Consider the following 15754-nt stretch of genomic DNA (forward strand, 5'->3'; position numbering starts at 1 on the left):
GGGCGCCGGTTCAGCCCTTCCGGGGCGCCGGCGCCCGCGCCGAGATCAGGGCGCGGCGGATTTCCGCCTCCGCCTCTCCCAGCGCCTTGGTGGCGGCCACGCGCCGCTCGCGGCCTTCCTGCGCGATCCGCAGCGAATCCTCGATCGTCGCGACCAGGGCGGCATTGGCCTTCTGCACGCTTTCCAGATCCACCACCCCGCGCTCGATCTCCGTCCGCACCTCCACATTGGCGCGGCGCAGCCCTTCGGCATTGGCGGTCAGCAGCTCGTTCGTCAGGTCCGTCGCGGCGCGCACGGCCTGCCCGGCCTCCCGCATGCGCTGCAGCGCCAGGGCCTGGGCCAGCTGGGTGCGCCAGAGCGGCACGGTATTGGCGAGCACGGAATAGATCCGCCCGGCCAGCGCCTTGTCGTTCTCCTGGATCAGCCGGATGGAAGGCAGCGCCTGCATGGCCACCTGCCGGGTCAGCCGCAGGTCGTGCACGCGCCGGTCCAGGTCCTCCCGTGCCGCGCGCAGGTCACGCAGCCGCTGCGGCGCGAGCGGATCGGACGGGTCCTCCGCCGCGCGCTCGGCGGCCGGGATGGCCTCGCGGTCCGTGCGCTCCAGCACCGCCTCGCCGGCGGCCACGTGGTCAGCCAGGGAATGGAACCACTCCAGCGTCGCGCCATACAGACGCTCCAGCCGCTCCACATCCTCCATCAGCCGGGTGCGATGGGTGTCGAGCTTGTCGCCGATCGCCTCGACCTGCCCGCGCACGCCCTCGTAGCGCTGGAGGATCGCCTGGGTCTCGCTGCCTGCGCGGCTGAACAGCCGCGCGATCAGGCCCGGCTTCTCGTCCAGCTTCGTCACATCGAAGCCGCGCAGTGCCGAGAGCAGCTTTGAGAGGGAATCCCCCGCCTCCCCCACCGCATCGCTCCGCGCCGAGCCGAGCATGGCATCCGCCGCCGAGGCGGCGCGCCCCTGCGCCTCCTGCCCGAAGCGGGTGATGCTGCCGGGGTCGTTCAGGTCGATCCGGTTCGCAAGCTCCGCCACGCGCTCGGGCGCGGGCTCCAGCGTCTTGTCGCTCACGCAATGCCCTCCTGATGCAGACGGTCCTGCAGGACCTTCACCTGGATCGCCAGCGCCTCGGTTTCGGCGCCGCGGAGATCCTCGGCCGATTGGCGCGCCGCGCGCGCCAGGTCGTCCACCAGCACCGGCAGCGTCTCGGGCGGGGTCGCGCCCTGGGCCAGCCGCTGGCTGATCCGCTCCAGCCCGTCCACGCCTACAACCAGCACGCGCCGTGCCTGGCCCGCCGCATCAGGGCGCAGCGCGATCTCTTCCAGCAGCCCGCCCATGGCGGAAACCGCCGCCAGCAGCCGCTGGTCCCCGGCCTGGAGGGATGCCAGCCTTGCCCGCAGCGGATCCAGCGCGTCGGGCGGGCGGGGTGGCGGCGGAGGTGGTGGCGGCGCCATCTCCGTCACGCCGTCATAGAGAAGCCGCGCACCGCCCCAGGCCATGAAGCCGAGCGCAACAGCGCCCACCGGCCCCGCGCCGCCGGCTAGACCCGCGGCGAGCCCGGTGCCCACGCCCAGCATCACGCCGGCGCGCCGCGCATCCCCACGCCGGGCCCGGGCGAGATGCGCCATGGCCGAGCCAACCCCGGCCATGCCGGCAATGCAGCCCGCGATCAGATCGCCCTCCCCGCTGGCAAGGGCAAGGAAGAAGGTCGGGACCAGGGGGATGGCGAAGAGCGCGATCGGTACGCCGCGCAGGCCGGTCCACCAGCGCGGCAGCTTATCGAAGCCCCGGTAAGGGTTGCCGGCGGGGCTCAATCGAACAGCCTCACCAGCACATGGACGAAGGAAAGCGCCCCCGTGAAGCCGACGCTGGCGGCCAGAAGGGCAAGGCCGGCGATCCGCCGGACGGGGGCTGGGAGGGAAGCGGGGTTCATCGCAGGGCAGAGATCGCCCCGCGATGCCCCCGCTTCAAGCACCCAGGCGCCTACAGCTTCACGCGCAGCAGCCGCCCGAGCTCGCCCACGACTCCCGCGCGGAAGGCGAGGACGCAGAGGACGAAGATGATGCCCTGGATGATCGTCACCCAGGCCCCGAAGGGAGCAAGATAGGTCTGCATGGCGATGACTGCCCCGGCACCAACCACCGGCCCAAACAGCGTTCCCAGGCCGCCGAGCAGGGTCATCAGCACCACCTCGCCCGACATGGCCCAGTGCACATCGGTCAGCGTGGCGATGCCCACCGTGATCGACTTCGCCCCGCCCGCGATGCCGGCAATGCCGGCGGAGAGCACGAAGGCCACCAGCTTGTAGTCATCCGTGCGGTAGCCGAGCGAGGTGGCGCGGGGCTCGTTCTCCCGGATCGCGGTCAGCACCTGCCCGAAGGGCGAGTGGATGATCCGGTGGATCAGCAGGAAGCCCAGCAGGAAGAGCGCCGCGACGAACCAGTACATGTTCATGTCGGCCCGCAGGTCGATCACCCCGAAGAGCATGCCGCGCGGGATGGACTGGATCCCGTCCTCGCCATGGGTAAAGGGCGCCTGGAGGCAGAAGAAATACACCATCTGCGCCAGGGCCAGTGTGATCATGGCGAAGTAAATCCCGGCCCGGCGGATGGCGATCCACCCGAAGACCAGCCCCAGCACCGCCCCCACCGCGCCGCCGAGCAGAATGGAAACCTCCGGCGTCAGCCCCCAGACCTTGGCCGCATGGGCGGCGATGTAGCTGCCCATCCCGAAATAGGCCGCATGCCCGAAGGAGAGCAGGCCGACATAGCCGATCAGCAGGTTGAAGGCGCAGGCGAAGAGGGCGAAGCAGAGCAGCTTCATCAGGAACTGCGGGTAGAGGAAATAGGGGCAGACGATCAGCGCCGCGATCATCACCAGCAGCGCGACTCCCTGCGCCCGGGTGAAGCCGAAGAGGCCCGGCGCCGCGGGCGGCAGGGCGGAGGGGGCGCCGCCCTCCGAAGTGCCAGGGGCCTGGGAGAGGGTGGTGGCGGATGCCATGGGTCAGGCCCTCCCGAACAGGCCGGCGGGACGCGCGAGGAGCACGATCGCCATGATGACGAAGATCACCGTGGCTGAGGCCTCCGGGTAGATCACCTTGGTCAGCCCCTCCACCAGGCCGAGGCCGAAGCCGGTGATGACCGAGCCGAGGATCGAGCCCATGCCGCCGATGACCACCACGGCGAAGACCACGATGATGAAGTTGGATCCCATGCCCGGGTTTACCGAATAGATCGGCGCCGCCAGCACCCCGGCCAGCGCGGCCAGGCCCACCCCGGCCGCATAGGTCAGCGTGACCATGCGCGGCACGTTCACGCCGAAGGCCTGGACCAGGGGCGCATTCTCGGTGGCTGCCCGCAGATAGGCGCCGAGCCGCGTCTTCTCGATGATCAGCCAGGTGGCGATGCAGACCGCGAAGGCCGCGACCACGACCCAAACCCGGTATTTCGGCAGCATCATGAAGCCGAGATCGAGCGGCGCCCCGGTGAGCGATTCGGGCGGCGCATAGGGCAGGCCGGATGAACCGAACTGGTTGCGGAACAGCCCCTCGATAATCAGGGCCAGCCCGAAGGTCAGCAGCAGCCCATAGAGATGGTCGAGCTTGTAGAGGCGGGAGATCATCGTTCGTTCGAGGATCACGCCGAAGGCACCCACGATGATGGGCGACAGGATAAGCGCCCCCCAATAGGGAATGCCCGCCCAGTTCAGCAGCATCCAGGCGACGAAGGCGCCCATCATGAACTGCGCGCCATGGGCGAAGTTGATGACGTTCAGCATGCCGAAGATCACGGCAAGACCCAGCGACAGCAGCGCGTAGAAGGCGCCGTTCACCAGCCCCAGCACGACCTGCGGCGCCGACATCTCAAGCTGAAAAAGAAGTTCCTCGAGCAAGGCAATCACCCGTGCTGGCCGGGGAAGCCGCGCCAGGCGGCTTCCCCGGGTTTCGGATCAGGTGCGGACGAGGGGGCAGCTGCCCTCGCTCATCGGGCGGAAGGCCTCCTCGGCGGGGACGGTGCGGACCAGCTTGTAGTAGTCCCACGGCCCCTTGCTCTCGCCCGGCGTCTTCACCTCGAAGAGGTAGGAGGGATGCAGCTTGCGGCCGTCCTGGCGGATGGAGCCGGCGCCGAAGGCGTCGTCATCCGTCGGCATGGCCTTCATCCGCGTCACCGTCTCCGTCCCGCTCGCCTTGGCCTGGGCCACGCCCATATCGGCCGCGGCCTTCAGGTAGTGGAGCGCCGCGCTGTAGCAGCCCGCCTGCCACATGGTCGGCATGGCACCGTTCAGCGAGCCCTTCAGCTTGTTCGCCAGGTTCCGGGTACGGTCGTTCAGGTCCCAGTAGTAGGTCTCGCTGAGCGACAGGCCCTGGGCGGTGTTCAGGCCCAGGCTGTGCACATCGGTCACGATCATCAGCAGCACCGCCAGCTTCTGCCGCCGGGTGAGGCCGAACTCGGCCGCCTGCTTGACGCTGTTGATCGTGTCCACGCCGGCATTCGCAAGCCCGACGACCTTGGCACGGGACTGCTGCGCCTGCAGCAGGAAGGAGGAGAAGTCGGTCGTGCCCGGGAAGGGATGGCGGGTGGAGCCCAGGACGCGGCCGCCGTTCTTGGTGACAAAATTCCCGGTATCGCGCTCAAGCGCATGGCCGAAGGCGTAGTCCGCGGTGATGAAGTACCAGGTGTCGCCGCCGGCCTTCACCATGGCGCCGCCTGTCGAGTTGGCGAGCATCCAGGTGTCATAGGTCCAGTGGATCGTGTTCCCGTGGCAGGCCGGGCCGGTCAGGTCGGCCGTCGCGCCCGTGGAATTCAGCATGATCTTGTTCTTCTCCTTCACCACGCCATGCACGGCGAGGGCGCAGGAGGAGGTCGCGACATCGATGATGACATCGACGCCGTCACGGTCGAACCACTGGCGGGCGATGGTGGAGGCGACGTCGGGCTTGTTCTGGTGGTCGCCCTGCAGCACCTCAACCTGGATGTTGCGGCCGGCCACGCCGCTGTCCTGCACGGCCTGGCGCACCGCGGCGACCGAGCCCGGGCCGCAGCCGTCGCGATAGGTGCCGGACATGTCGGTCAGCACGCCGATCCGCAGCGTGTTGTTGGCCTGCGCGCGGGCGCTCCCCCAGGGCATCATGCCCAGGGCCGGCAGGGCGGCGGCGCCACCCAGAAGCGTGCGGCGGTCGATGGTCATTCCAGTTCGTCTCCCAGTTCTTCGTTCTTCAGAAAACGCGGCGGATTCCCTGCCCGCCTCGCCTATACGCCGAGATATGCGTGCAGCCTGTCCATGCTGCCGGCCATCTCGCTGTTGGTCACGCTGTCGACCACGCGGCCATGCTCCATCACGTAGTGACGGTCGGCCACGGTCTGCGCGAAACGGAAATTCTGCTCCACCAGAAGCACGGTGAAGCCGCGCTGCTTGATCTCGCGGATCATGGCGCCGATCTGCTGCACGATCACGGGCGCCAGCCCCTCGGTCGGCTCGTCCAGCAGCAGCAGCGGCGCTCCGGTGCGCAGGATGCGCGCGATCGCCAGCATCTGCTGCTCGCCACCGGAAAGCTTGGTGCCCAGGCTCCGCGCCCGCTCCTTCAGATTCGGGAAGAGCGCGTGGATCGTCGGTATGTCCAGCCCCCCTTCCCGCACCTTGGGAGGCAGCATCAGGTTCTCGGTCACGTCCAGGCTCGCGAAAATGCCTCGCTCCTCCGGGCAGTAGCCGATCCCCGCGCGCCCGATCTGGTCCGGGCTCATCCGGATGGTCTCGCGGCCCTCGAACACCACCGAGCCCGTGCGGCGCCCGGTCAGCCCCATGATGGCGCGCAGCGTGCTGGTCTTTCCCGCGCCATTGCGGCCGAGCAGGGTGACGACCTCTCCCTTGCGGATATCAAGGTCCACGCCGTGCAGCACATGGCTCTCGCCATACCAGGCCTGCAGGTTGCGGATGGCGAGCATGGAATCGGTGATGGTCTCGTGCATCTGCGGCGCCAGGGTGTCAGGCATGGGCCACCTCCGCGGCACCGGAAACGCCGGGATCGCTGCCGAGATAGGCGGCGATCACGTGGGGATTGCGCGAAACCTCGGCATAGGGCCCCTCGGCCAGCACCTTCCCGCGCGTCAGCACGGTGATGGCGTCGCAAAGGCCCTCCACCACCTTCAGGTTGTGCTCCACCATCAGCACGGTGCGCCCCTGCGCCACCCGGCGCACCAGCGCGACGATGCGATCCACATCCTCATGCGTCATGCCGGCAGTCGGCTCGTCGAGCAGCATCAGCGTCGGCTCGAGCGCGAGGGTGGTCGCGATCTCCAGCGCGCGCTTGCGGCCATAGGGCAGCGTGCCCGCCGGGGCGCCGGCATAGGTCGTGAGCCCCACATCGGCCAGCAGTTCCATCGCGCGGTCATCGAAGCGGCGCAGAACCGAATCGCTGCGCCAGAAATCGAAGCTGCCGCCCCGCTGGCGCTGCAGCGCCACGCGCACATTCTCGAGGACGGAGAGATGCGGGAACACCGCCGAGATCTGGAAGGAGCGCACCAGCCCGAGCCGCGCCACCTCCGCCGGCCGCATGGCGGTGATGTCGCGCCCGTCATAGCGGATGGTCCCGCGCGAGGGCTGCATGAACTTCGTCAGCAGGTTGAAGCAGGTGGTCTTTCCAGCGCCATTGGGCCCGATCAGCCCATGGATCGTCCCGCGCCTGATTCGCAGATCCACCTCCGAGACCGCGACGAAGCCGCGGAACTCTTTCGTCAGACCCTCAGTTTCCAGGATGTATTCCTGCACCCAGACCGTCCCATTCCCTGCACGCCGTCTACGCGGCTGTGGAGGAACCATGCCGGGACACACGGCTTCGCGCAAGCGGATTGCGGAACCGGCGCCACGGAAGGAAGGATCTTCGGAACCGGGACGATCCGGCGGGAGAATCGGCCTGCCGGATCAGATCTCGATCTCAGCCGGAGGCGAGGATCGCCTCCACGATCTCCTGCACCTCCAGCGCCTCCCGCAGGGTCGCCAGGGCCTGTGGCTCCCCGCGGGTCATGGCCGCCACTTTCTCCAGCTGCCCCCGCAGCACAAGCGGCCGCATCCGCTCATTCGGCAGGGCGTCCGGGGCCGTTGCCCACCCCTCCCCGGCCTCCCGCTCGGCGATTGACCAGTCGCGCAGCCGGATCGCGCCGGCGGAGCCACGCAGGGTCCAGGCATTGGTGTCGTCCCGGTCCGTCTCGCCCACAGCGCCGCGCAGGCTAACCGGGGTGCCGCCCGCGGTCAGCCGTGCCTCGATCGCGGTCTCGGCCTGATCCCCGCCCGGAAAGCTCGCCCTGGCATGCTCCAGGGCCAGCGGGCCGAGCAGGCGGCGGGTGAGGAACAGGAAATGGGAGACCACCTCCCGCGTGAAGCCCCCTTCGGCGCGGCGGGAAAGCCAGCCGGAGGCGTCCCGCTGCCAGGAACGCGGCCATGCGGCGAAATCCACGCTGATGGCCAGCGACTCCGGCCGCCCCACCAGCCCCTGGTCCCGCCAGGCGGCGATCTGGGCCACTGCCGGCGAGGACGCCATCGGGAAGTTCACACCGGCCCGGGCGCCCGCCCCCTCCGCCCGCGCGACGAAGCGCCGAGCGGCGTCGGTATCGTGGGAAAGCGGCTTTTCCAGGAACACCGCGCGGCCCGCATCCAGCGCGGCCTCGGCAAGGGGCAGATGCGCCGCAGGCGGAGCAGCCACATATAGGCAATCACAGGCCGCGATCACGGCGGCGGCGCTGCCCAGCAAGGGCATCTCGGGCGCAACGGTGGCAAGCCGGGCCGCGGCCTCCGGCGCCGGATCCCAGACCCCGGTCAGCGCGACCGGCATGTCCGAGGCGTCGCGCGCCGCCCGGACAAGCCGCTCCCCCATGATGCCGAAGCCAACGATACCGAGCCCGATCTTGCCGGACCGTGCGGATGCCACCACCGGATCCTACCCCCTCAAAGCTGGAAAGGCAGGGCAACCAGTCATCGCGGAGTGGCCGATCGAGGCAGCGGGGCTCAAGCCCAGGCCCCTCATCCGCCATCCGCGCACACCGAACGCCCCGTCGTCCCCCAATACCCGGGGGCCCTCATAAGCTCCGGAAAATCGGGCGCCTAGAGCCCCGCGCAGCCGCAAGGAAGATGCTCACATTTCAGTGACAGAGCGGCTCCAGGGAAGCTACAATCACGCCGCTGTGAGCATTCCCGCTCATTGGAGCCTGAGCCTTGTCCACCGTAACCCCCTTCCCCCGGCGCCAGACGCCCAGCCTAACGATCGAGGATGTGGAGGCGCTGGGAACCGCAATCAGCCGATATGCCCTGGCGCGTGTGGCCGCGGCGCTTCCGGGTCTCTCCGAGGCGGATAGCCGCCGCGCCGGTGCCATGGAGTGGAGCGCGATCGAGGATGCGGAGGAGGCGATCCGCGCCATTGATGCGCGGCACGGGCGCGGGGCTGGCGAAGATCTCACGCGCCTCATCCGGTCGGAGCTGGTGACGAAGCTCGCGGCCGATGAGGCCCGGGCGGCTGAATGGGATGCGCTGGATGCCGGAACCGGCAACTAGGCGCTGCGGAGTTCAGGGCTTCGGTGTTCAGGGCGGCCTTCGGGTCGCCCTTCATCGTTCTGGCAGGAGAGCCGCCTCAGCGTGCGAGCGTCTCTGAGACACCAAGCGGACCCACACTGTCCCGCATCACTTCCGATGTAACGGCGACGACTGGTATTCCGGAACAAGGCCGGATCAGCGCCGGCCGAAGGGGATGGAAGAGGTTCCGGAGCTGAGAATGGTCGGAGCGGCGGGATTCGAACCCACGACCCCCAGTCCCCCAGACTGATGCGCTACCAGGCTGCGCTACGCTCCGACGCGGCGGGGTCTAGCACCGGCCCGCAGGGTCAACAACCCCGAGGATGACGGTTTTCCGACTTCCCGCTCAACCCCTGGCGGAGAGCGCCTTCAGCGCCGCCGCGATCGCCTCCAGCTCCTCCAGGCAGGCGCGCAGCTCGCCTCCCTCGGACGGCAGCTCGGACATGGCGGCGTCGTCGGCCTCGCTCGCGGCCTCCACGCCCTCCAGCCCGCCGTCGCGCAGCAGCCGCTGCACGCCCTTGATGGTGTAGCCCTGGGTGTAGAGAAGGTCGCCGATGCGGCGGAGGAGGGTGATGTCCTCCGGCCGGTAGTAGCGGCGCCCGCCGCCCCGCTTCAGCGGCTTCAGCTGGGGGAACTTCGTCTCCCAGAAGCGCAGCACGTGCTGCGGGATGTGCAGGTCCTCCGCCACCTCGCTGATGGTGCGGAAGGCGTTTGGCGACTTTCGGCGGACGCCCGATTCGGGCACGCCCTCGGACATTCCCTCGGGGGCGTTGGGTGTGATGTCGCCAAGGACGCTCATGCCGGTCATCGCGCTCCTGCTCAGTCCTCGCCCCGCGGCGGCGTCTCGCCGTTGATGCGGGCCTTCAACACCTGGCTGGCGCGGAAGGAGAGGACGCGGCGCGGGGTGATCGGCACCTCCACGCCTGTCTTGGGGTTGCGCCCGATGCGCTGGGCCTTCTGACGCACCGAGAAGGTGCCGAAAGCCGAAAGCTTCACTGCCTCCCCGCCTTCCAAAGCCGAAGAGATGCGGTCGAGCACGTCCTCGAGCAGGGCCGCGCTCTCATTCCGGGAGAGGCCGACCTGCATGTAGATCGCCTCGGCCAGCTGGGCGCGGGTTATGGTGTTCATGTGGCCATGCCCCCTTTCGCCCGGGGCGATGCCCCTCACGTCGATGAGGGGGATTGGACCGCCGGGGACGGGGTGGCGTCAATCGACTCGCCGGCCACACTGTGGACTCCGGCACGCAGTGTTGCCGAAATGTCGAGGTGAGTCGGAAGGGTCACAGATGCACGAAAGGCGCGCCTCCGGCAGGGAGACGCGCCCGTTCCGGCAGCCTGCGCGCGGATCAGTAGCGGGCCAGCGCCGCGCCCCAGGTCAGCCCGCCGCCGATGGCTTCCATCAGCACCAGGTCACCACGCCCCACGCGCCCGTCGCGCGTGGCTTCCGCCAGGGCAAGCGGGATGGATGCCGCGGAGGTGTTGGCATGGCGGTCCACGGTCACCACCACGCGCTCGGGCGGCAGTCCGAGCTTCCGGCCCATGGCGTCGATGATCCGCAGGTTCGCCTGGTGCGGCACGAGCCACTGCACGTCGGACTTCGCGAGGCCATTGGCCGCCAGCGCCTCGTCCACGGCCGAGGCAAGCTTGGAGACGGCATGGCGGAACACCTCGCGCCCGGCCATGCGCACCACGCCGCCCTCGACCTGCAGGATGTCGCCATGGCGGCCATCCGAATGCAGGTGGGTCGAAAGCAGCCCGCGGGGCTCCGCCTGGCCCTCATCCTCCGTGGCGCGCAGCAGCATGGCACCGGCGCCATCGCCGAACAGCACGCAGGTGGCGCGGTCGGTCCAGTCCAGGATGCGCGTGAAGGCTTCGGCGCCGATCACGAGCGCGCTGCGGCACTGCCCCGCGCGGATCATCGAATCGGCGACACCCAGCGCATAGACGAAGCCCGTGCAGGCGGCGGAGATGTCGAAAGCGAAGCCGCTCCGGATGCCCAGCTTCTCCTGCACGCGCGCTGCGGTGGAGGGAAAGGCCGAATCGGGGGTCGCCGTGGCCAGGATGATCGCGTCCACCTCGTCCGCCCCGGCGCCTGCCTGGGCCAGCGCCTCGCGCGCGGCGGCGGCGGCCATGTCGGCCGTGGTCTCGCCGGGGGCGGCCATGTGGCGGCGGCGGATCCCCGTCCGCTCGCTGATCCAGGCATCCGAGGTGTCCAGCCCATACTCGGCCGCCAGCTCGTCATTGGTGAGGCTGCGCCCGGGCAGGTAGCCGCCCGTGCCGGCGATGACGGAACGGATCATCAGCCGGCCGCAGCCTGCTTCTGCATCGCCGGCCTCTGCCCCAGCAGGGCGACGCCAGTGCGGATGCGATCGTTGAAGCCGTGCGTCACCATGTCCATTGCCACATCCACGGCATGGGCGAAGCCGAGCGCGTCGGTTCCGCCATGGCTCTTCACCACCACGCCGTTCAGCCCGATCAGCACGGCGCCATTGTAGCGCCGCGGGTCCATCCATTGCCGCAGCCGGTCCAGCGCGGGGCGCGCCAGCAGGTAACCCAGGCGCGCGGGAATGGAGGAATTGAAGACCTGCCGCAGGAGACTGCCGACAAGCTTCAGCGCCCCCTCCCCGGTCTTGAGCGCGACATTGCCCGTGAACCCATCCGTCACGACCACATCCACCGTGCCGGCGGTGATGTCGTGGCCCTCCACGAAGCCGTGGAACTGGGCGCCCACATGGCTGTCCCGCAGGATCTCGGCGGCCTGGCGGATGCGCTCGTCGCCCTTCAGCTCCTCGGAGCCGACATTGAGCAGGCCGATGCTCGGCGCGGTCAGGCCGAGCACGGCACGGGCGAAGGCATCGCCCATCACCGCGAACTCCACCAGGTTCCGGGCCTCGTAGGAAATATTCGCCCCGAGATCGAGCAGCACGACATCCCCGCGCGCCGACGGCCCGATGGCGGCAAGCGCCGGCCGGTCGATCTCAGGCATGGTGCGCAGCACGATCTTGGCCAGCGCCATCAGGGCGCCGGTATTGCCGGCGGACACCACGCCATCCGCCTCACCCGCCGCCACCGCATCGATCGCCAGGCGCATGGAGGCCCGGCGGACGCGCAGCGCGGCCGTCGGCTTCATGTCGCCTGGGATGTGGTCCGCGGTATGGCGGATCGTGCAGATCGCGGCCGCGCGCGGGCGGGTGGCGAGGCCGGCGCGAAGCCGTTCCTCGTCCCCTACCAGAAGAAAGCGGACACCCTTGTGGCGGTCCGCCGCCTGCTCCAGCCCGTCCAGCACGGCATCGGGGGCGTGATCGCCCCCCATGGCGTCAATCGCGAGGGCGTAGTGCTCCGCCGAGCCCGCAGAAACAGACCCGGCGGCCCCGGATGCGGCCAATTCCGGCGCTCCTCAGCTGTGGACAGGCGGAGACGACGCGATCAGGCGCGGACAGCGGCCTTCAGCGGCTTGCCGGCCGCCACGACCTCGCGGCCATCGTAGAAGCCGCAGGAAACGCAGATGTTGTGCGGGCGGCGCAGCTCCCCGCAGTTCGGGCAGTCAGCATGCGCCTCACGGGTCAGGGCCTCATGGCTGCGGCGCATGCCGCGGCGGGAGGGCGAAACTTTTCTCTTCGGAACGGCCATCGGTGCCGGGCCTTTCTATTTGCAACACGTCACGCGGACGGACGGGATTCTAGGAAGGGGCGCGCCTTACCACCCGGGGGCGGTCGGGGCAAGGGTTACGGCGCGTGGCCGCCCTTCAAGCCTTGCAGGGCAGCGAAGGGCGAGCCCGCCTCGTCCTTCGCTTCCGCAGGAAGTTGGGCGTCAGGCGCGCGCGGATAAGGGTCCAGGGCCAGGGAAAGGCTCTGCGCCAGCGCCTCGCCGACGTCCACCGATCCGTCGGGCTCGGATTCGATCTCGTCAGGCCCGTCGTCCAGCTCGTCCGAGGGCTCCTCGCCGGAGGGCAGGATGCGCCAGTCCAGCGTCTCCTCGATCCGCTGCGGCACGGGCTCCAGCGTCACGACGCAGGCCTGCACCACCTCCGCCCGCATCACCCCACGTACCCGGAGCACGCTGCCCGGCGCGGGCGTGAGTTCCAGCTCAGCGGAGAGGGAATCGAGGCTGATCAGCCCAAGGCGCGCGGCAAGGGCGGCGCGCTCCTCCGGCCCAGCCTCAAGCCGCTCCTGGCGTCCCTCCGCCCCGATGGTGGCCGGGCGGAGGCTCCGGCTGAATTCGCGCTTCATGTTCCCTCTCCCGCCGTGAAGGCCACCCGCCCCGCCAGCAGCGCCTCGAAGGGCTGCCCGGCCAGGGCCGCATCAAGCGCCACGGCGTGCCGTGCCAGGCGCTCTGCCGCCCCTGCGGGTGCCTCTCCGGCCCAGACATTGCGGGCCAGGGCCGCCCCGAGCGCGGCCTCGTCCCCTGCTTCGAGCGCGCCCTCATAGGCAACGGCCCGGCCGTGAAAGGCTTCCCACATCACCCGCACGCGCTTGCCGATCGACATGTCGCCCACGCCCATCTCGCGCAGGTTCATGTCCATGTCGGCGAACATCGCATCGAACACCGCCTGCGCCAGGGCCGCGCCGCGTGGATCAGGATCATGGCGGAGCCGCCTGACCAGCAGCGCCGCATGCAGGGCGATCAGGTCGAAGCGCCCTTCCAGCGTGTCCGGCACCGCATCCTCCCCGAACAGGGATGGATCGCGGGCCGCCTGCACGGCCGCGGTGTAGAGGGTGAAGCCAACCCGTTCATGCGGTCGGCGACGCAGCAGGCCGAAAAGGGCCATGGGCTCCCGTGTTCCATCTCATGCCCGGCGCCTGGAGCGGCGGGTCGCCTCCGTCCGGGCGCAGCGCTCTGTTGACCGGGCGGCGGGGCGGTGGCAATCGAACCCGCGAGATGGCCCCCATGACCGCACCCGTCAATCCACCCGCCACCCGCCCGGCCTCCCGCTGGCGCGCCGCGCTGGTGGCCCTGGCCCTCCTCTCCCCGCTGGGCGGTTGCGCCCTGTTCGGCGCCCCGGACGAACTGCGCGGGAACCGGGCGGAGCCCGAGCTGCTGCGGGAACTGACCCCGGGCGTGGCAAGCAAGGCCGATGTCACCGCCCTGCTCGGTTCGCCCAGCGCGACCGCCACCTTCGATGACCGGGAGTGGTATTACATCAGCGCCACCACCCATACCCGCCCTGGCCGCCTGCCCGGCGTGGACAACCAGCGCGTGGTGGTGATCCGGTTCAACGACCGCGGCGTGGTCGAAAGCATCGAGCAGAAGGGCGAGGGCGAGATGCGGAACGTGGCCGTCGTGTCCCGCACCACGCCGGTGCCGGGCAATGAACGTTCCCTCCTGCAGGCGCTGTTCGGGAATATCGGCCGCTTCGGGCCCACGCCGACCCAACCCACCACGCCGGGAGCAGGTGCGCCGGCCCCCTGATCGCGCAGGCAAGGCAGCCACCGCTGAAAGCCCGGGACCGGTCCCGGGCTTTTTTGTTTCCGCATGGCGGAAGAATTGCGGATTAAGAGGCCGCAACCTGGTGAAGTTTTAGCCTCCCCCTTTGGCGCGGGGCATGAAACCGCGCCTATAAGGCTGCCATGAGCAAGGCAGCGAACCCCGCCCTAGAAGCGGTCCAGGAACATGAGCGGGGAAATGTCGCCCGGCTGGCCATCTCGCAGGCCCTGGCCGGCGCCAACGCCACCATCGTCTATGCGACGGGGTCGGTGGTCGGGAACATGCTGGCGCCGGACAAGGCGCTCTCGACCCTCCCCATCACCATCTTCGTCGTCGGCATGGCGGCCTGCACGCTGCCGGCCGGCATGATCGCCCAGCGCCATGGCCGGCGGGCAGCCTTCCTGTTTGGCACGGGCTGCGGCGTGCTGGTCGGCCTCATCGCGGCCCTCGCGGTCCTGCTCGGCTCCTTCTGGCTCTTCTGCCTCGCCACCTTCTTCGGGGGCGCCTATGCGGCGGTCGTGCTGAGCTTCCGCTTCGCCGCGGCGGACTGCGTTCCGCCGGACCGCCGGGCGCGCGCCATTTCGGCGGTCATGGCCGGCGGCATCTTCGCCGGGGTGCTCGGGCCCCAGCTGGTCACCTTCACCATGGATCTCTGGCCGCCCTATATCTTCGCGGCCACCTACCTGGCCCAGGCCGCGCTGGCTGTGGTCTGCACCGGGGTGCTCATCGGGGTGAAGCTGCCGACGCCCAAGGCCGCCGAAGCCAACACGGGCCGCCCGCTGGCCGAGATCGCCCGCCAACCGCGCTTCATCGCGGCCGTCACGGCGGGGGTGATCTCCTACATGATCATGAACCTGGTCATGACGTCCGCCCCGCTCGCCATGCGCTTCTGCGGCATCTCCCAGGGGGACGCCAATCTGGGGCTGCAATGGCATGTCATTGCCATGTACGGCCCATCTTTCTTCACCGGGCGCATCATCACCCGCTTCGGCGCGCCCCGGGTTGTCATCGCCGGGCTGGTGCTCACCGCCCTATCTGCCGCCGTCGGCCTCTCGGGCATCACGGTGGGGCATTTCTGGCTGACCCTGATCCTGCTCGGCATCGGCTGGAACTTCGGCTTCGTCGGCGCCTCCACCATGGTGGTCGAGTGCCACGGGTCGGAGGAACGCAACAAGGTGCAGAGCCTGAACGACTTCCTCGTCTTCGGCCTGATGGTCGTGGGCTCCTTTGCCTCGGGCGGGCTGCTGAACAGCTATGGCTGGGAGATGGTCTGCTGGGTTGCCCTCCCACCGCTGCTGCTGGCGGCCGTCATCCTGTGGACCACTGGCTCCTTCCGAACCCGCCCTGCGATCTGACCTGTTGCTTCACGGAGAGGGCTCTGCCCTCTCCGGAGGTTCAAGGCAGTGCCCTCGATCCCCGCCAAGGGCCTGAGGCCCTTGGCACCCCCTCTGGCTACCACGGATAGCATCCAGCACGGGGTCCCTTGGTCCCCATGCTGCCCTTGCAGTCGCCTCCGGTCATGGACCGGAGGCGCACCATCAGCCCAGCCGCCCGAACTGACAGAAGAAGATGACGGTGAGGGGTTCGGGGAGAGGAAAAATGCCTTCTTCCTCTCCCTGAGGCCACAAGCGGCGAAAGACCAGAAAGGCCGCCCCTTAGCTCGACTTTGGCCATTTGAGCTGAGGAGAGGCGGCGGAGCGGGCTGACCGGCTAGGGTGGATGCGTCCCCGCCAAGAGACGCCGCCATGCTCTGCCTGCCGACCCGCTTCGCCGCGGT

Annotated in this window: 18 protein-coding genes, 1 tRNA gene and 1 pseudogene; 3 read left to right on the plus strand and 17 right to left on the minus strand. The window is 69.4% G+C overall.

Annotated features, from left to right (window positions below; all coding sequences use genetic code 11):
- Positions 1 to 10: 10 nt before the first annotated feature.
- The 9 genes from J8J14_RS18925 to J8J14_RS18960 form a co-directional block, all read right to left on the minus strand.
- On the minus strand, positions 11 to 1066 hold the full coding sequence (locus J8J14_RS18925; RefSeq protein ID WP_209381110.1) for a toxic anion resistance protein: 1056 nt from the start codon (positions 1064 to 1066) through the stop codon (positions 11 to 13).
- Complete coding sequence (locus tag J8J14_RS18930) at positions 1063 to 1809, minus strand: hypothetical protein (protein WP_209381111.1); 747 nt, start codon at positions 1807 to 1809, stop codon at positions 1063 to 1065. The genes J8J14_RS18925 and J8J14_RS18930 overlap by 4 nt, the downstream gene beginning before the upstream one ends.
- The gene (locus J8J14_RS25510; protein ID WP_280842989.1) at positions 1806 to 1928 is read right to left on the minus strand and encodes a hypothetical protein; all 123 of its coding nucleotides are present in this window, start codon (positions 1926 to 1928) and stop codon (positions 1806 to 1808) included. Before J8J14_RS25510 ends, J8J14_RS18930 begins: the two co-directional genes overlap by 4 nt.
- A gap of 50 nt (positions 1929 to 1978) precedes the next feature.
- Positions 1979 to 2995, minus strand: coding sequence for a branched-chain amino acid ABC transporter permease (locus tag J8J14_RS18935; protein WP_209381112.1), 1017 nt, complete (start codon positions 2993 to 2995; stop codon positions 1979 to 1981).
- 3 nt (positions 2996 to 2998) lie between these two features.
- Positions 2999 to 3886, minus strand: a complete 888-nt coding sequence (locus J8J14_RS18940; RefSeq protein ID WP_456307529.1) for a branched-chain amino acid ABC transporter permease — start codon at positions 3884 to 3886, stop codon at positions 2999 to 3001.
- 57 nt (positions 3887 to 3943) lie between these two features.
- Entirely contained in the window at positions 3944 to 5182 is a 1239-nt protein-coding gene (locus tag J8J14_RS18945; RefSeq protein WP_209381113.1) for an ABC transporter substrate-binding protein, read from the minus strand.
- 62 nt (positions 5183 to 5244) lie between these two features.
- Entirely contained in the window at positions 5245 to 5985 is a 741-nt protein-coding gene (locus J8J14_RS18950; RefSeq protein ID WP_245215961.1) for an ABC transporter ATP-binding protein, read from the minus strand.
- Positions 5978 to 6760 carry an ABC transporter ATP-binding protein gene (locus J8J14_RS18955; protein ID WP_342452487.1) on the minus strand — a complete coding sequence of 261 codons (783 nt, stop codon included), beginning with the start codon at positions 6758 to 6760 and terminating at the stop codon, positions 5978 to 5980. The genes J8J14_RS18950 and J8J14_RS18955 overlap by 8 nt, the downstream gene beginning before the upstream one ends.
- A 166-nt stretch (positions 6761 to 6926) precedes the next feature.
- The gene (locus J8J14_RS18960) at positions 6927 to 7916 is read right to left on the minus strand and encodes a Gfo/Idh/MocA family protein (RefSeq protein ID WP_342452488.1); all 990 of its coding nucleotides are present in this window, start codon (positions 7914 to 7916) and stop codon (positions 6927 to 6929) included.
- 284 nt (positions 7917 to 8200) lie between these two features.
- Here J8J14_RS18960 and J8J14_RS18965 point away from each other — a divergent pair, with 284 nt between their 5' ends.
- Complete coding sequence (locus tag J8J14_RS18965) at positions 8201 to 8536, plus strand: hypothetical protein (protein ID WP_209381115.1); 336 nt, start codon at positions 8201 to 8203, stop codon at positions 8534 to 8536.
- 218 nt (positions 8537 to 8754) lie between these two features.
- On the opposite strand, the gene J8J14_RS18970 is transcribed toward J8J14_RS18965, so the two are convergent.
- The 8 genes and pseudogenes from J8J14_RS18970 to J8J14_RS19005 all read right to left on the minus strand — a co-directional run bounded on the left by J8J14_RS18970 (position 8755) and on the right by J8J14_RS19005 (position 13321).
- Positions 8755 to 8831: transfer RNA gene (locus J8J14_RS18970), tRNA-Pro, on the minus strand.
- Positions 8832 to 9026: 195 nt separating this feature from the next.
- A pseudogene (locus J8J14_RS18975) lies at positions 9027 to 9311 on the minus strand (MerR family transcriptional regulator); the annotation flags it as partial.
- Positions 9312 to 9373: 62 nt separating this feature from the next.
- On the minus strand, positions 9374 to 9682 hold the full coding sequence (locus J8J14_RS18980; RefSeq protein ID WP_209381116.1) for an integration host factor subunit alpha: 309 nt from the start codon (positions 9680 to 9682) through the stop codon (positions 9374 to 9376).
- Positions 9683 to 9899: 217 nt separating this feature from the next.
- Complete coding sequence (locus J8J14_RS18985) at positions 9900 to 10853, minus strand: beta-ketoacyl-ACP synthase III (protein ID WP_245215962.1); 954 nt, start codon at positions 10851 to 10853, stop codon at positions 9900 to 9902.
- Entirely contained in the window at positions 10853 to 11938 is a 1086-nt protein-coding gene (plsX, locus tag J8J14_RS18990) for a phosphate acyltransferase PlsX (RefSeq protein WP_280842990.1), read from the minus strand. Before plsX ends, J8J14_RS18985 begins: the two co-directional genes overlap by 1 nt.
- A 41-nt stretch (positions 11939 to 11979) precedes the next feature.
- Positions 11980 to 12183 carry a 50S ribosomal protein L32 gene (rpmF, locus tag J8J14_RS18995; protein WP_209381117.1) on the minus strand — a complete coding sequence of 68 codons (204 nt, stop codon included), beginning with the start codon at positions 12181 to 12183 and terminating at the stop codon, positions 11980 to 11982.
- A gap of 95 nt (positions 12184 to 12278) precedes the next feature.
- On the minus strand, positions 12279 to 12782 hold the full coding sequence (locus J8J14_RS19000) for a YceD family protein (RefSeq protein ID WP_209381118.1): 504 nt from the start codon (positions 12780 to 12782) through the stop codon (positions 12279 to 12281).
- Positions 12779 to 13321, minus strand: coding sequence for a ubiquinol-cytochrome C chaperone family protein (locus J8J14_RS19005; RefSeq protein WP_209381119.1), 543 nt, complete (start codon positions 13319 to 13321; stop codon positions 12779 to 12781). Before J8J14_RS19005 ends, J8J14_RS19000 begins: the two co-directional genes overlap by 4 nt.
- Before the next feature lie 119 nt (positions 13322 to 13440).
- On the opposite strand from J8J14_RS19005, the gene J8J14_RS19010 reads away from it, so the two are divergent.
- Both J8J14_RS19010 and J8J14_RS19015 read left to right on the plus strand, forming a co-directional pair.
- Complete coding sequence (locus J8J14_RS19010; protein WP_209381120.1) at positions 13441 to 13962, plus strand: outer membrane protein assembly factor BamE; 522 nt, start codon at positions 13441 to 13443, stop codon at positions 13960 to 13962.
- Positions 13963 to 14120: 158 nt separating this feature from the next.
- A complete protein-coding gene (locus tag J8J14_RS19015; RefSeq protein WP_209381121.1) occupies positions 14121 to 15332 on the plus strand; it encodes an MFS transporter in 1212 nt (403 codons plus the stop codon).
- The last annotated feature ends 422 nt before the right edge of the window (positions 15333 to 15754 follow it).

Source organism: Pararoseomonas baculiformis (assembly GCF_017813395.1).
In the GTDB taxonomy this organism is placed as follows: domain Bacteria; phylum Pseudomonadota; class Alphaproteobacteria; order Acetobacterales; family Acetobacteraceae; genus Roseomonas; species Roseomonas baculiformis.

Bases quoted from the DNA above. Each gene is read 5' to 3' on its own strand.
- J8J14_RS19000 (WP_209381118.1), bottom strand. From the start codon at position 12,782: ATGAAGCGCGAATTCAGCCGGAGCCTCCGCCCGGCCACCATCGGGGCG.
- J8J14_RS19010 (WP_209381120.1), top strand. From the start codon at position 13,441: ATGACCGCACCCGTCAATCCACCCGCCACCCGCCCGGCCTCCCGCTGG.
- J8J14_RS18950 (WP_245215961.1), bottom strand. From the start codon at position 5,985: ATGCCTGACACCCTGGCGCCGCAGATGCACGAGACCATCACCGATTCC.
- J8J14_RS19015 (WP_209381121.1), top strand. From the start codon at position 14,121: ATGAGCAAGGCAGCGAACCCCGCCCTAGAAGCGGTCCAGGAACATGAG.
- J8J14_RS18945 (WP_209381113.1), bottom strand. From the start codon at position 5,182: ATGACCATCGACCGCCGCACGCTTCTGGGTGGCGCCGCCGCCCTGCCG.
- J8J14_RS25510 (WP_280842989.1), bottom strand. From the start codon at position 1,928: ATGAACCCCGCTTCCCTCCCAGCCCCCGTCCGGCGGATCGCCGGCCTT.
- J8J14_RS18980 (WP_209381116.1), bottom strand. From the start codon at position 9,682: ATGAACACCATAACCCGCGCCCAGCTGGCCGAGGCGATCTACATGCAG.
- J8J14_RS18985 (WP_245215962.1), bottom strand. From the start codon at position 10,853: ATGATCCGTTCCGTCATCGCCGGCACGGGCGGCTACCTGCCCGGGCGC.
- J8J14_RS19005 (WP_209381119.1), bottom strand. From the start codon at position 13,321: ATGGCCCTTTTCGGCCTGCTGCGTCGCCGACCGCATGAACGGGTTGGC.
- J8J14_RS18935 (WP_209381112.1), bottom strand. From the start codon at position 2,995: ATGGCATCCGCCACCACCCTCTCCCAGGCCCCTGGCACTTCGGAGGGC.
- rpmF (WP_209381117.1), bottom strand. From the start codon at position 12,183: ATGGCCGTTCCGAAGAGAAAAGTTTCGCCCTCCCGCCGCGGCATGCGC.